The following is a 13,735-nucleotide window of genomic DNA, read 5'->3' on the forward strand; positions in this document are numbered from 1 at the left end:
AACACCCCGAACGCTTCCGCACACCACCAAAAGCACCACCACTGCCCACCACAACCGGAATCAACCACCTGTCCAAAACAGGTTGACAACTACCGCTCGGGGCACGCGGGAGTTCACGAAGAGGAGCGGCTGTGCGTGTGGTGCACACGCGCTGGCGCGGACGCCAGGGGTGGGCGAGGCTCGACCGGAAACGTGCGCGCGGTCAGGAGTCGAACGCGTCGATGATCGCCTGGGCCGCCAGCGCCGCCGTGAGGGTGCCCTCGCGGACCTGCCTCTCCACGTCCGTGGCAGTCTTCCGCACGTCGGGATCGGCCTCGAGCCGCGCCATGAGCGTGTCGCGCACCATCGACCACGTCCACTCGACCTGCTGCCGGGCACGACGGCCGACGACCTCCCCGACCTTGTCCATCTCGGACTGATGCCGTTGCACGGCGTCCCAGAAGCCGTCGAGTCCCTCTCCCTCGAGCCCCGACATGGTGAGGACCGGGACCTTCCACACCGCATCGGCGGGGCGGACCAGCCGGAGCGCGGCGCCGAGTTCACGCGCGGCCCGCTGGGCGTCCTTGACGTGCGGTCCGTCGGCCTTGTTGACGGCCACCAGGTCCGCGAGCTCGAGCACGCCCTTCTTGATGCCCTGCAACTGGTCGCCGGTGCGCGCGAGGGTGAGAAACGTGAAGCAGTCGACCATTCCGGCGACGGTGACCTCGGACTGGCCCACGCCGACGGTCTCCACGAGGATCACGTCGAAACCGGCGGCCTCCAGCAGCACCATCGACTCCCGGGTCGCCTTGGCGACGCCACCGAGGGTTCCCGACGTCGGAGACGGCCGGATGTAGGCGCGAGGCTCCGTGGAGAGCGTCGCCATCCGGGTCTTGTCCCCGAGGATCGAGCCACCGGTCCGGGTGGATGACGGGTCGACCGCCAGGACCGCGACCTTGTGTCCCTGCTCGACGAGGTACAACCCGAACGACTCGATGAACGTTGACTTGCCGACCCCCGGTACCCCGGTGATCCCGATCCGTAGCGCGCCGCCCGAGTGGGGCAAGGCCCCGAGCAGGAGCTGCTGCGCCTTCTCCCGGTGCGTCGGGTTGGTGGACTCGAGCAGCGTGATCGCCCGGGCCAGAGTCGGGCGGCGATCCTCGAGGACGCCCGCCAGCAGGGCGTCGACGTCGATCTCACGACGCGGGCGCGGACCGGTCGCCGCCGGGACCGGCCCGCGCACCGTACCGGTGCCCAAGGTGGTGGACAGACTGCCCGAGAAATTGCCCGACCCCGCGGGGTCGGGTCCGGAGCCGAGGCGGGTCAGGACCCCACCTCCGTGCCGGCCTCCTCGCCCGAGGCGGTCAGCTCGTGCCCGAGCTCGCCCGCCAGCGAACCGAGCAACTCGATCGCGGCCTCCGCGATCACGGTGCCGGGCGGGTAGATCGCGGCCGCGCCGGCATCGTAGAGCTCCTGGAAGTCGCCCGGTGGGATGACACCACCGACGGTGACCATGATGTCCTCACGGCCCACCTCGGCCAGCGCCGCGCGCAGCGCCGGGACCAGCGTGAGGTGGCCGGCGGCAAGCGAGGACACGCCCACGACGTGGACGTCGGCGTCGGCGGCCTGCTGGGCCACCTCCTCCGGTGTCTGGAACAGGGGGCCCATGTCCACGTCGAAGCCGAGGTCGGCGAACGCGGTGCCCACGACCTTCTGGCCGCGGTCGTGACCGTCCTGACCCATCTTGGCCAGCAGGATGCGGGGACGACGTCCCTCCTGCTCGGCGAATGAGTCGGCCATCTGCATGGCCCGGGTGACGTTGTCCACGGCGCCCTCCTTGGTGACCTCCTGCCGGTACACACCGGACAGGGTCTTGATCTCGGCCTTGTGTCGACCGTAGACCTTCTCGAGAGCGTCCGAGATCTCACCGATACTGGCCTGGGCCCGGGCGGCGTCGATCGCGAGCGCGAGCAGGTTGTTCTCGAGGTCGCTGCTGGGGCCGCCCGAGGCGGCCTCGGTCAGGCGGGCGAGGGCGGCCTGGCAGGCCTGCTCGTCGCGCTCCGCACGGAGCTTCTCGAGCTTGGCGACCTGCTCGGCGCGCACCCGGGAGTTCTCGACCTTGAGGACCTCGATCTCCTGGTCCTCGTCGACGACGTACTTGTTGACGCCGATGACCGGCTGGCGGCCGGAGTCGATACGGGCCTGCGTGCGGGCCGCGGCCTCCTCGATACGCAGCTTGGGGATGCCCTCCCCGATCGCCTGCGCCATGCCGCCGGCCTCTTCGATCTCGAGGAGATGGAGACGGGCCTTGTCGGCGAGCTGAGCCGTGAGCCACTCGATGTAGTACGAACCCGCCCACGGGTCGATCGGCCGGGTGGTGTTCGACTCCTGCTGCAGGAGCAGCTGGGTGTTGCGGGCGATGCGTGCGGAGAAATCGGTCGGCAGCGCGAGCGCCTCGTCGAGGGCGTTGGTGTGCAGAGACTGCGTGTGGCCCTGCGTGGAGGCCATCGCCTCGATCGCCGTGCGGGCGACGTTGTTGAACACGTCCTGGGCGGTCAGCGACCAGCCGGAGGTCTGCGAGTGGGTACGCAGCGACTTGGACTTCTCATTCTTCGGACCGAACTTCTCGACGAGCTCGCTCCACAGCAGGCGGCCGGCACGCAGCTTGGCGATCTCCATCGAGAAGTTCATACCGATGGCCCAGAAGAAGGACAGCCGCGGCGCGAACTGGTCGATGTCGAGTCCGGCCTCGAGCCCGGCGCGGATGTACTCGACACCGTCGGCCAGCGTGTACGCGAGCTCGAGGTCGGCCGTCGCCCCGGCCTCCTGGATGTGGTAGCCGGAGATCGAGATCGAGTTGAACCGCGGCATCTTCTGCGAGGTGTACGCGAAGATGTCCGAGATGATCCGCATCGACGGCTTGGGCGGGTAGATGTAGGTGTTGCGGACCATGAACTCCTTGAGGATGTCGTTCTGGATGGTCCCCGCGAGCTGCTCCGGCGTCACCCCCTGCTCCTCTGCCGCCACGACGTAGAACGCCAGGATCGGTAGCACCGCGCCGTTCATCGTCATGGACACCGACACCGCCGACAGGTCGATGCCGTCGAACAGCTCACGCATGTCGAGGATGGAGTCGATCGCGACGCCGGCCATACCGACGTCGCCCGCCACGCGCGGGTGATCGGAGTCGTAGCCACGGTGTGTGGCCAGGTCGAACGCGACCGACAGGCCCTTCTGGCCGGCGGCCAGGTTGCGACGATAGAAGGCGTTGGACTCTGCGGCGGTGGAGAAGCCCGCATACTGGCGGATCGTCCACGGCTGGTTGACGTACATCGACGGGTACGGCCCGCGTAGGAACGGGGCGGCGCCGGGCACGGTGTCCAGCGGGAAGGGGGTGACCTCGTCGCCTGCGGCCTCCTCGGTCGCGGCGCCGGCCGTGCCCTTCTCCACGCCGTCACGGTCGGCCTTGGTGTACACGCGCTTGACGTCGATGCCCTCCGGGGTCTCCCAGTGTGCGTCGGCGGCGACGCCGCCCTCGACCGCGGTGCCTGCGGCCTCGGTGTCGGCGGCGGCCTCGCGGAGGGGGGCGGTGCTGAAATCGGGGAAGGTCGTCATCTCACTTCACTCCCAGCTGGTCGAGGAGGGTGGACAGGGCGGCGACGGCGTCGATGCCGAGACCCAGGTACCCGTCGGGGCGGTCGGTGGCGTCGGCGGGGAAGCCCTTCTCGGCACCCGCGAGGTACACGGTCGTCACACCGGCGGCGCGCAGGGCGGCGACGGCATCCGAGCCCTCGGCGGCGTAGCGCTTGTCGGCGCCACAGATCACGGCGACCTCGGCGTTCTCGCGAGCATCGGCGTACTGACCGGCCTCGGTGACGCCCGGGTTGCGGGCCTCGATTCCGCCGGCGGCGAGAAGGTTGGCGACGAAGGTCACGCGGGGCGTGGTCTCCGCCTGCGGGCCGAGGCCGGCGACGAGGACCGTCGGACGCGATCCGGTTGATTCGAGATGGGCGTCGGAGCGGTCACGCAGGTCCTCGAAGGCGCGACCGTAACGGTAGCCCCCGCCTCCTCGACGGGACTCGTCGAACGCGGGCTCACCGAGGTTCGGGAACTCCGAGACACCGGTGATCGGGGCCTTGCGGTGCGCGATGTCGGCGTCACGGGCGTCCCGAACCCGGGCGATGGACTCGGCCACGGAGCCGGAGCCGATCGCGGCGGTGAGGCCGCCCGCGGCTTCGATGGTCTGCAGGACGGACCACGCGGCGTCGGCAAGCGAGTCGGTGAGCGACTCGACGTACCAGGAGCCACCGGCGGGGTCCACGACGTGGCCCAGGTGGGACTCCTCGAGAAGCAGCAGCTGGGTGTTGCGGGCGATGCGGTCGGCGAAGGAGCGGGACGTGCTCTGGAGACCGCCGGGAACCGAGGCGTCGAACGGCAGGACCGTGACGGAGGTGGCACCGCCGACGCCCGCCCCGAATGCGGCGAGCGTGGTGCGGAGCATGTTCACCCACGGGTCGCGACGCGACATCATCGCAGAGGAGGTGACCGCGTGCTGCGCGGCGCCGCCGGCCTCCGGGGCGCCGAGGAGCTCCGCGGCACGGGCCCACATGAGGCGACCGGCGCGGAACTTGGCGATCGAGGCGAACTGGTCGTCGGTCGCGGCCAACCGGAACGAGATCTGGCGGACGGCGGCGTCGGCGGGCATTCCCGCCGAGATCAGGGCACGCACGTACTCGAGCCCGGCCGCGACGGCGTAGGCGAGCTCCTGGGCGTCCCCGGCGCCCTCGGCGTGGAACACGGTGCCGTCAGCGACGAACGTCCGGATGGTCTCCTCGCGCTCTGAGACCCGGGCGGCCAGACGCACGGCGGCGTCCAGTCCGATGGAGCCGACCCCGGCGTAGGCGGCGGTGACCGGGGCGGCACCCAGATCGGCGACCACGGCCGAGCGGTCCTGCACCCCGTCACCGGCGGTCCGGCGCTGGTCGAGTAGTTCGAGGTAGGCCTCGGCGACCTCCACCAGATCGGTTCCGGACTCGAAGGTCACCGGCGCCAGATCCAGGTAGACGTCCTTGAGGACGGCGGCCAGATCGGCGGCCTCGACGGTGAGCCACAGTGCCGAGACACCCTGCTCGAGCTGGTCGAGGATCCGCGTGTTGACCTGCGAGACGTCACCGGTGGCCTCGACGCGGGCACTGACGTGCCAGCCGTTCTCCGGAAGTCCCGCACGGTTCCCGCCACGGACGTAGGGGAACTCCCCCGGCGCCGGACGCTCTGCGATCTCGTCCGCCCGCGTGTACAGCGGGTTGATCTCGATCCCGTCCCGCGTGGTCGCGATCAGCGAACGCCAGGCGTCATCAGGCATGTCGGCGGGATCCTTGCGGGCGGCCTTCGCGAGGACGGCTCCCACAGATGCGTACCAGGAGTGAAGGTCAGGACCTGGGGTCGGACTGGTCACCGGTACCTCGTTCTCTTGTGGAGTGAAGGGGGTCACCTCGGGACTCTAGTGCAGCGCTTCACACCGCAGGAACACGCCCTGGAGTGCGGGGAGTTCTTGGGGGGGAGAACCCCGGGGCCCGTGGGGCTACAGTCATCCCGGTGCGCGGACGGGTGATCGGTTGGGTGGTGGCGGTCGTTGTCGTCGTCGTCCTCGCGACCCTCGTTCCCGCCCCGGGGCTGGAACAGCTTCGCTCCTGGGCGGGCCATCTCGGACCGTGGTTCGCACCGGCGTTCTTCGCGGCGTACGCGGTGGTCGCCGTCGCGCCGGTCCCCCGCTCGACGTTCACCTATTCGGCGGCGGTGCTCTTCCCGCCCGCGGTGGCCATCCCGTGGTCCCTCGTGTCGACCGGCATCGCCGCAGCGCTCGCCTTCGAACTCGTACGGCGGCTCGGACACAAACGCACCGCGGCGCTGCGCGCCGACCCGCGGATCGCGAAGGTGGACGCGCGCCTGCAGCGCCGGGGTTGGTTGTCGGTGGGCAGCCTGCGACTCGTCCCGGCCGTGCCGTTCGCGGTCGTCAACTACGCCGCCGCGCTGACCTCGATCCGGCGACGTCAGTTCCTGCCGGCGACCGTGATCGGCAGCGCACCCGGCACGGTCGCCGCGGTCATGCTCGGCAACTCGCTCACCGCGGGCGAGGGCACCGCGGCACTGTGGGCGACCGCCGGGTTCGCCGCAGTAGGCCTGGCGGGGATGGCGCTGGATGCGCGGATGCCGGTCACGCGGGCTCCGTGACGAAATCCACCAGCCTTTCCACCGCGCCGAGCAACGTCGGCTCGACGTCGCGGTAGCTGCTGACCGACGACAGCACGTGACGGAACCCGTCGGCGGGCTCGCCCCAACCCAGGCGGGAGCAGATGCCGGTCTTCCAGTCCTCGCCGCGGGGGACGACCGGCCACTCGCGGATACCGACGGCGGCGGGTTTGACCGCCTGCCAGATGTCGACGTACGGGTGACCGGTCACCAGGACGTCCCCGCCCAGCCCGGCCACGATCCGCGACTCCTTGCTGCCCTCGACCAGGTGGTCCACCAGGACGCCGAGGCGCGCCTGCGGCGTCGGGCCGAAGTCGGCCACGAGCCCGGGCAGGTCATCGATGCCGTGGAGCGGCTCCACCACGATGCCCTCGACCCGGAGGTCATGGCCCCAGATCTTCTCCACCAGCGCCGCGTCGTGGATCCCCTCCACCCAGATCCGGCCCGCACGGGCGGTCCGGGCGCGGAGTCCCTCGACCTTCCGCGAACCCGAGGCCGTCACCGCGGGCCCGGTGGTCGCTCGGGGCGCGGGCTTGCGCAGTGTCACCGGTGATCCGTCGACGAGGAACGCCGACGGCGTCATGGCGAAGAGGCGGACCCGGCCGTGTCGGTCCTCGAGCTTGACGAACTCGCCGTCGTAACTCCGGTCGAAGCCCACGACCGCGCCGCAGAATCCCGACCCGGCGTCCTCGACCACCAGATCCCGCTCGGCGTCCACGACGGGGACCTGCGGGCGGCGTCGCCGCGCAGTTCCGGACAGGACGTCGGAGCCGTACATATCAGCCATGGCGTGACACCGTAGCCGCCGCGACGACGATCGGGGCGGTGGCGCACCGGCGGTAGGATCGATCGTCATGTCACGACCCCTCGCCACCAGTACCGCGCTCTCCCCCGCGTGGGCGCTGCCCCTGCACCTGCTGCGCACCGCGTGGGCGGACCAACCGTTCGATGCCCTGAGCTCGTACGTCAGCGGCCTCGCCCAGTCCCACCTGGTCGAGATCGTCGGCGAGCCGGTCGCCGGGCTCGCCGACGTGGATCCGGCGGCCGGGGCAGTGGGGATGCTGCCGGACATCGTGCGGCACCTGCGCCGTGTCGGCGCGTCCCACCCCGCCGCGGAGATCCTCTCGCTCCTCACCACCGCGCCCGGCGACTCGTCGAGCCTTCCGCCCGTTCCCGCGGTGCGTGCCGATGTGGCGGAGGCCGGATGGGGCGCTCTGATCCGGGATCCGCAGAGCCGCGAGGGGCTGTGCCTGACCTGTGTGCGGCCGCATGTCGACGTCCTACGGTGGCGGATCCGGGGCGTCACCGACTGCCCGGTGGCGCCCCAGCCGGCCGGGCCGTCGGAGGCGTTGTACGAACTCGGCCGTGCCGTGGAGGACGCCGCCGAGCTCATCGAACGGTCCGCGGCCGCTCAGGGGGCAGGCGCCGCCGGCCCGATAGACGTGCACGCAGCCGTCACCCGCGTCCCCGCGGGACTGCCCGCGCGCGTGCTCGAACTCGTCGATCGCATCGACAGGGTCGAGGCGATCACCTCGCTCGCCCTGGCCCGGCCGGGGCTCGGCGTCGACCCCGCGACGCGCGAGCCGATCCTGCGCCGCCTGGTGGCGGTGAAGGACGCGGCGCGTCGGTCCGCCGTGGCCGCCGCCGGCGAATCGGCGCTACGGGAGTGGGGACCCCGCTGAACGTCACTGTTCAGCGGGCGCAGCAGCCGATCCCGCAGCGGGCCCCGTTGCGGTTGCGACCGAGCGCGGGAACGCTGCCCGGTCGTGGCTGCGTGGTGCCGGACTCGACCTCGTCGAGCAGCTCGACGACCATCCGGGCGAACTCCCGGCTCGGGCCGGGCGTCGCGCAGCGGGTGACGGTCACGCCCAGCTCGCGGACCTCGTCCACGAGCTCGGTGTCGAGGTCCCAGATGACCTCCACGTGATCGGAGATGAACCCGATCGGGACGACGACGACATCGCGGACTCCGCGGCTGGTGGCGAGATCGCTGACGTGGTCCACCACGTCCGGCTCGAGCCACGGGACGCTCGGCGGCCCGGAGCGCGACTGCCACACGACGTCGTACTCCGCCACCCCGGCTGCCCCGGCGACGAGCCGCGAGGCCTCCTGGACCTGACGGCTGTAGAGGTGGCCGCCCAGCGCGGGCGGGCCGGCCACCTCGTCGGCCGCATCGGGGACGGAATGGGCGGTGAAGACCACCCGCGCACCCGGGGCCGCGGCGTCGATCGCCCGGCGCAGGTCCGCGGCGAAGCGCTCCACGAACAGCGGGTGGTCGTAGAACTGACGTAGCCGGATCATCGTGGGCGCGCCCGCGACCTGCTGTCGGACGCGCTCGATGTCCTCGTTGTACTGGGCGCACCCGGAATAGCCGCCCCATGCGGAGGTGGCGAACACCGCGGCGTGGCGAACGCCGTCGGCCACCATCCGGCGGACGGTGTCCTCGGCCATCGGCGTCCAGTTCCGGTTGCCGAAATACACCGGCAGGTCGCGTCCCCGATCGGCCAACTCGGCCTCGATGTTGGCGATGATCTCGCGGTTGAGGTCGTTGATAGGGCTACGCCCGCCCAGGTGCCGGTAATGCGTGGCCACCTCTTCGAGCCGCTCCCTCGGGATACCGCGACCCCGGGTGACGTTCTCGAGGAACGGGATCACGTCCTCCTGCCCCTCGGGGCCGCCGAAGGACAGGAGCAGCAGTGCGTCCACCGGGCCCGCGGCCGGGTTCGGGTCTGTCACGTCACTGTCCCTGTTCGCTGAAGGACACGGTGCCGGCGCCGCCGTCGGCATAGACCACGGTGCCTGTGGTCGCCGCCATCAAGTCCGAGAGCAGGGCGACGGCGGTGGTGGCGACTGCGGTCGGGTCCTCGACGTTCCAACCGAGGGGCGCCCGTCGCGCCCACTCCCCCTGCATCTGGTCGAGCTCCCCGCCCGGACCGAGCGCATCACCGGCGATCGCCTTGGCGGCGAGGGTCTTGATCGGCCCAGCCGCGATGAGGTTGGAGCGGACCTGATCCGGCCCCAGCTCCCGGGCGACGTAGCGGTTCACTGCTTCGAGGGCGTTCTTGGCGACCGACATCCAGTTGTAGAACGGCATCGAGAACCGCGGATCGAAATCCAGTCCGATGATCGACGCACCCGGGTTCAGGAGCGGTCGAACGGCCTTGGCCAGGGACGCGTAGGAATAGGCGGAGACCTCCAGCGCCACCGCCACGTCCTTCCACGGGGCGTCGAGGAACGGGTCGCCGAGACAGCTCGGCGGAGCGAAGCCGATGGAGTGCACCACGCCGTCCAGTGAACCCGTGTGCTCGCGGACGCGGCCGGTCAGAGCCGCCAGGTCCTCGTCGCTCTGCACGTCCAGCTCGACCACCGGCGGGCGCTCCGGAAGTCGCTTGGAGATGGCCTTGACCAGCGACGGCCGTCCGAACGCGGTGAGGATGACCTTCGCACCGTGGAGTTGGCAGTGCTTGGCGATGTGGAAGGCGATCGACGCGTCGGTGATGACGCCGGTGACGAGGATCGTCTTACCGGCGAGCAGCCCGGTGCCCGCGCCCGTGTTGTCGGTGTCGGTGTCGGTGTCGGTCCGGCTCATGTCAGTGCCCCATTCCCATTCCGCCGTCGACCGGGATCACGGCCCCGGAGATGTAGCCGGCGTCGTCACCGGCGAGGAAGCTCACGGCCCCGGCGACGTCGTCCGCCGAGCCCTTGCGGCCGAGCGGGATCGCCGCGACTGCGAGCTCCTGGGTCTTGTCGTCGAGGTCCGCGGTCATGTCGGTGTCGATGAACCCGGGGGCCACGACGTTAGCCGTGATGTTGCGCGAACCGAGTTCGCGGGTCAGCGACCGTGCCATGCCGATCAGCCCCGCCTTCGAGGAGGCGTAGTTGACCTGGCCGGCGGTGCCGGACTGCCCGACCACCGAGCCGATGAAGATCATCCGCCCGAACCTGGCCCGCAGCATCCCGCGCGATGCGCGCTTGGCGACCCGGAACGCCCCGGCGAGGTTCGCTTCGACCACTCGCGTGAACTGCTCGTCCTTCATGCGCATCAGCAGGGTGTCGTCGGTGATGCCGGCGTTGGAGACGATCACCTCGACGGGCCCGAACTCCGCCTCGACCGCGGTGAACGCGGCATCGACCGAGTCGGCGTCAGTGACGTCGCACCGGACCCCGAACAGGCCCTCGGGGGCGCCGGAGCCGCGGTGGGTGACCGCGACCCGGTGGCCGTCCGCGCGGAGTCGTTCGGCGACCGCCCTGCCGATCCCCCGGTTACCGCCGGTGACGAGGACTGTCCGTGGCGCGGTGTCGCGCCTGCTCTCGGAAACCATGTGCCCACCCTAGCGAGCGGCTCCCCCGGGTCGGACCGCGAGTGCTCCGGTTACGCAGGGGGGTCGGCGTCAGGGGATACGCCTGTGTGCGGTGAGCGAGCCGGCGGCCGCGAGCATCGCCAAGAGCGAACCGGCGATGAGCCACGGCCGGGAGGCGTCCGCCTTCTTCCACTCGTAGCCGATCTGCTCCTCGAGGGTCCGGTAGACCGAGTCGAGCTCCTCGAGGCTGGAGGCGGTGAAGAAGTCGCCGCCGGACAACTCGGCGATGGTCTTGAGGGAGGCGTCATCGACCGGCACCGGCTGCGGGCGTCCCTGGATGTCGACGGTGCCGTACATGGTGCCGAACGAGATCGTGGACACGGGGATCCCGGCCTCAGCGGCGCGCTCGGCCGCGGTGAAGGCGCCCCGCTCCTCGGTCGGCTGCGCGGGGACCGTCTCCTTGCCGTCGGACAGGAGCACGATCCGTGCCGGCGGCGCCTGATCCGGGCCGCCGAGGCTCTCGGTGAAGGTCGTGATGGCCTGGGTGGCGGTGTAGATGGCCTCGCCGGTGGCTGTGCGCTCGTCGAGGCGTAGTCGTTCGACCGCGCGCACCACGGGGCCCCGGTCGGTGGTGGGTGCCACGAGCATCGAGGCGGTCCCGGCGTACGAGACCAGGCCGAGGTTGACGCCCTGGGTGAGGTTGTTGGCGAAGGTCGTCGCCGCCTGCTGCGCGGCCTCGATCCTCGAGGGGGCGACGTCGGTGGCCTCCATGGAGAGGGAGACGTCGACGACGAGCATCACCGTCGCCCGGTTACGGGGGACCTTCTGCTCCTTCTGGGGCGCGGCCATCGCGATCACGAGGCTGACCATCGACAGGATGAGCAGCACCGCCGGTACATGCGTGAACCACCGCCGGCCCCGGGTGTCCACCGACCGGAGAACGCCGAAGTTGCCGAAGCGGACCGTCCTGCGCTTCTTGGACCGCAGGGCGATGATGTACCCGATCGTGATGGCCAACGGCGCGGCGAGCAGGAGCAACCACAGCGGGTGCTGGAACTCGGACAAGCTCATGGGGTCGCCTCCTCCGCGGGCTGTTCACCGGGCAGGTCGCGGTCCAGGTTCTCCCCGGTGGGCAGCCCGCCCTGCCTGCGGACACCGACGAAGTCGATCACGTCACGGACCCAGTCGCGGTCGGTGCGCAGCGCCAGGACGGGGGCGCCGCAGCGGCGTAGCGCTGTGTGAACCGCGGCGCGATGCTCGGCGGCCACACGCCGATAATCCGCCGCGAGAGCATCGTCCACCTCGAGTTCGAGGACCTCTCCGGTTGCGGGATCCTGCAGCAGCGCGGCGCCGACGGCCGGAAGGGCGATGTCGAGTGGGTCGGCCACGTGCACGGCCAGGAACTCGTGGCGGGTGCCGAGGACGCGGAGCGAGCGCTCCCAGTCGATCTCGGACAGGAAATCCGAGATCACCACGACCAGTCCGTGCCGCCGCGCCGCGTTGCGGACGGCGTGGAGGCAGTCGACGAGCGCACCTCCCGGTGCGACCTCCGGAGCGGCGCGGGAGACATCCTCGAGCAGCCGCCGGACGTGGTCCCGCCCCCCGGTGGCGCGCAGTACGCGGGGCCGACCGTCACCGGTCAGGATCATGCCCACCCGACTGCCGCCACCGGCGGAGAGGAATCCGACCGTCGCGACAGCGGCCTCCACGAGCCGGCGCTTGGCGCCGTGCCGGCCCTCGACGTCCAGCGACGCGGACAGGTCGACGACGAGCCACGTCTCCAGCTCGCGGTCGGCGATGGTCTGTCGGATATGCGGGATGGTCGTCCGGGCGGTCACGGACCAGTCCATCGTCCGGACGTCGTCACCGGGCTCGTAGGCGCGGGCCTCCCCAGGCTCGGTACCGGGGCCGGGGAGCAGACCCCGGTGATCGCCGTTGAGGACACCGTCCAGTCGCCGTGTGACGAGCAACTCGAGCTGGTTCAGGGCGGCACGGGACGACACGTCGCCCCGGTCGTCGCGCCGCTCCCCCTCCGCGGAGGTCACGGTGAGGGCGGCGGGCCGGCCTGGGCCGGGACCGCGCTTATCTGCGGCAGCGGGACGGCCTCGAGCACCCGGCGGACGACCGTGTCCGCGGTGATCTCGTCAGCGAGCGCGTCGTAGGTGAGGACGAGCCGATGGCGCAGCACGGCGGGCAGGACGTCGACGATGTCCTGGGGCACCACGTAGTCGCGTCCGCGGACAAGGGCGAGGGCGCGCGCCGCGGTGACCGTTCCCAGGGTGGCTCGGGGCGAGGCGCCGTAGGCGAGCCACCGGGCCACGTCCTCGAGTCCGTGGCGCGCGGGCTCGCGGGTCGCGATCGTCACGCGCACCACGTAGTCGACGAGTGCGTGGTGGACGAAGACCTCGCGTACGGACGCTTGTAGTCGCTGCAGCGCGTCCACACCCAGGATCCGGGTCGGCTCTGGCGGGGTGGCGCCCATCCGGTAGACGATCTCCCGCTCCTCCTCTGGACTCGGGTAGTCCACGACGAGCTTGAACAGGAACCGGTCGCGCTGTGCTTCGGGGAGTTGGTAGACGCCCTCGCTCTCGATCGGGTTCTGGGTGGCCATGACCAGGAACGGTGACGGCATGGGGAACGTCTGTCCGCCGATCGAGACATGCCCTTCGGCCATGACCTCCAGCAGCGCCGACTGGACCTTGGCGGGGGCGCGGTTGATCTCGTCGGCCAGCACGAAATTGGCCAGGATCGGTCCGAGCTCCACCTCGAACTCCTCGCGGCCCTGCCGGTAGATCCGGGTGCCGACGATGTCGGCGGGCACCAGGTCCGGGGTGAACTGGAGGCGCCGGAAGGACCCGCCCACCACCGTGGCGAAGGTCTCCACCGTCAGGGTCTTAGCCACGCCCGGCACACCTTCGAGAAGGATGTGTCCGCGGGAGAGCAGACCGACGAGGATCATCTCGATGAGCCGGTCCTGGCCCACCACGACCTTCTTGACCTCGTAGACCGCCCGCTCGAGCAGCCGCGCGTCCTCGGCCGCGGAGGCCGCGGATCCGGCGGGAGGCTCGCCCTGGGACGTCAACTGGTCGGGGTGGGTATCGCTCACCGCGGCGGGCTCCTTCGCGTGATCGGATGTTCCGGTCGCCCGGGGCGCTGCCGTCGGGCGGACATGGGGACGACCCTACCGGGATGCGCCTGCCACCGAC

Annotated in this window: 12 protein-coding genes; 2 read left to right on the plus strand and 10 right to left on the minus strand. The window is 70.9% G+C overall.

Going from position 1 to position 13,735, the window contains the following annotated elements:
* Positions 1-202: 202 nt before the first annotated feature.
* The 3 genes from meaB to ACWIFB_RS12510 all read right to left on the minus strand — a co-directional run bounded on the left by meaB (position 203) and on the right by ACWIFB_RS12510 (position 5,341).
* A complete protein-coding gene (meaB, locus tag ACWIFB_RS12500; protein ID WP_452098859.1) occupies positions 203-1,237 on the minus strand; it encodes a methylmalonyl Co-A mutase-associated GTPase MeaB in 1,035 nt (344 codons plus the stop codon).
* A gap of 65 nt (positions 1,238-1,302) precedes the next feature.
* Positions 1,303-3,594: a methylmalonyl-CoA mutase gene (scpA, locus tag ACWIFB_RS12505; protein WP_454058403.1), complete on the minus strand. Its 2,292-nt coding sequence runs from the start codon at positions 3,592-3,594 to the stop codon at positions 1,303-1,305.
* Position 3,595: 1 nt separating this feature from the next.
* Positions 3,596-5,341, minus strand: a complete 1,746-nt coding sequence (locus ACWIFB_RS12510; RefSeq protein WP_454058404.1) for a methylmalonyl-CoA mutase family protein — start codon at positions 5,339-5,341, stop codon at positions 3,596-3,598.
* Between the two features lie 233 nt (positions 5,342-5,574).
* On the opposite strand from ACWIFB_RS12510, the gene ACWIFB_RS12515 reads away from it, so the two are divergent.
* Positions 5,575-6,210, plus strand: coding sequence for a TVP38/TMEM64 family protein (locus tag ACWIFB_RS12515; RefSeq protein WP_454058405.1), 636 nt, complete (start codon positions 5,575-5,577; stop codon positions 6,208-6,210).
* On the opposite strand, the gene ACWIFB_RS12520 is transcribed toward ACWIFB_RS12515, so the two are convergent.
* Positions 6,194-7,015 carry a DUF3097 domain-containing protein gene (locus tag ACWIFB_RS12520; RefSeq protein WP_454058406.1) on the minus strand — a complete coding sequence of 274 codons (822 nt, stop codon included), beginning with the start codon at positions 7,013-7,015 and terminating at the stop codon, positions 6,194-6,196. The two genes, ACWIFB_RS12515 and ACWIFB_RS12520, sit on opposite strands and share 17 nt — an antisense overlap.
* 67 nt (positions 7,016-7,082) lie before the next feature.
* On the opposite strand from ACWIFB_RS12520, the gene ACWIFB_RS12525 reads away from it, so the two are divergent.
* Positions 7,083-7,910: a hypothetical protein gene (locus ACWIFB_RS12525; RefSeq protein ID WP_454058407.1), complete on the plus strand. Its 828-nt coding sequence runs from the start codon at positions 7,083-7,085 to the stop codon at positions 7,908-7,910.
* 10 nt (positions 7,911-7,920) lie between these two features.
* Here the strand turns inward: ACWIFB_RS12525 and ACWIFB_RS12530 are convergent, their stop codons facing one another.
* The 6 genes from ACWIFB_RS12530 to ACWIFB_RS12555 form a co-directional block, all read right to left on the minus strand.
* Positions 7,921-8,964: a ferrochelatase gene (locus ACWIFB_RS12530; protein WP_454058408.1), complete on the minus strand. Its 1,044-nt coding sequence runs from the start codon at positions 8,962-8,964 to the stop codon at positions 7,921-7,923.
* A 1-nt stretch (position 8,965) separates the two neighbouring features.
* Positions 8,966-9,817, minus strand: coding sequence for an NADH-dependent enoyl-ACP reductase InhA (gene inhA / locus ACWIFB_RS12535; RefSeq protein WP_454058409.1), 852 nt, complete (start codon positions 9,815-9,817; stop codon positions 8,966-8,968).
* Position 9,818: 1 nt separating this feature from the next.
* Positions 9,819-10,550: a 3-oxoacyl-ACP reductase FabG1 gene (fabG1, locus tag ACWIFB_RS12540; RefSeq protein ID WP_230928934.1), complete on the minus strand. Its 732-nt coding sequence runs from the start codon at positions 10,548-10,550 to the stop codon at positions 9,819-9,821.
* 69 nt (positions 10,551-10,619) lie between these two features.
* On the minus strand, positions 10,620-11,600 hold the full coding sequence (locus ACWIFB_RS12545) for a VWA domain-containing protein (protein WP_452098867.1): 981 nt from the start codon (positions 11,598-11,600) through the stop codon (positions 10,620-10,622).
* Complete coding sequence (locus ACWIFB_RS12550; protein ID WP_452098868.1) at positions 11,597-12,574, minus strand: DUF58 domain-containing protein; 978 nt, start codon at positions 12,572-12,574, stop codon at positions 11,597-11,599. The genes ACWIFB_RS12545 and ACWIFB_RS12550 overlap by 4 nt, the downstream gene beginning before the upstream one ends.
* On the minus strand, positions 12,571-13,635 hold the full coding sequence (locus tag ACWIFB_RS12555; RefSeq protein ID WP_372459525.1) for an AAA family ATPase: 1,065 nt from the start codon (positions 13,633-13,635) through the stop codon (positions 12,571-12,573). Before ACWIFB_RS12555 ends, ACWIFB_RS12550 begins: the two co-directional genes overlap by 4 nt.
* Positions 13,636-13,735: the final 100 nt, after the last annotated feature.

The sequence above is a fragment of the Dietzia sp. NPDC055340 genome (genome assembly GCF_053645335.1).

Coding starts and splice junctions, on each gene's coding strand:
- scpA (WP_454058403.1), bottom strand. CDS start 3,594: ATGACGACCTTCCCCGATTTCAGCACCGCCCCCCTCCGCGAGGCCGCC.
- ACWIFB_RS12510 (WP_454058404.1), bottom strand. CDS start 5,341: ATGCCTGATGACGCCTGGCGTTCGCTGATCGCGACCACGCGGGACGGG.
- ACWIFB_RS12520 (WP_454058406.1), bottom strand. CDS start 7,015: ATGGCTGATATGTACGGCTCCGACGTCCTGTCCGGAACTGCGCGGCGA.
- ACWIFB_RS12525 (WP_454058407.1), top strand. CDS start 7,083: ATGTCACGACCCCTCGCCACCAGTACCGCGCTCTCCCCCGCGTGGGCG.
- inhA (WP_454058409.1), bottom strand. CDS start 9,817: ATGAGCCGGACCGACACCGACACCGACACCGACAACACGGGCGCGGGC.
- fabG1 (WP_230928934.1), bottom strand. CDS start 10,550: ATGGTTTCCGAGAGCAGGCGCGACACCGCGCCACGGACAGTCCTCGTC.
- ACWIFB_RS12545 (WP_452098867.1), bottom strand. CDS start 11,600: ATGAGCTTGTCCGAGTTCCAGCACCCGCTGTGGTTGCTCCTGCTCGCC.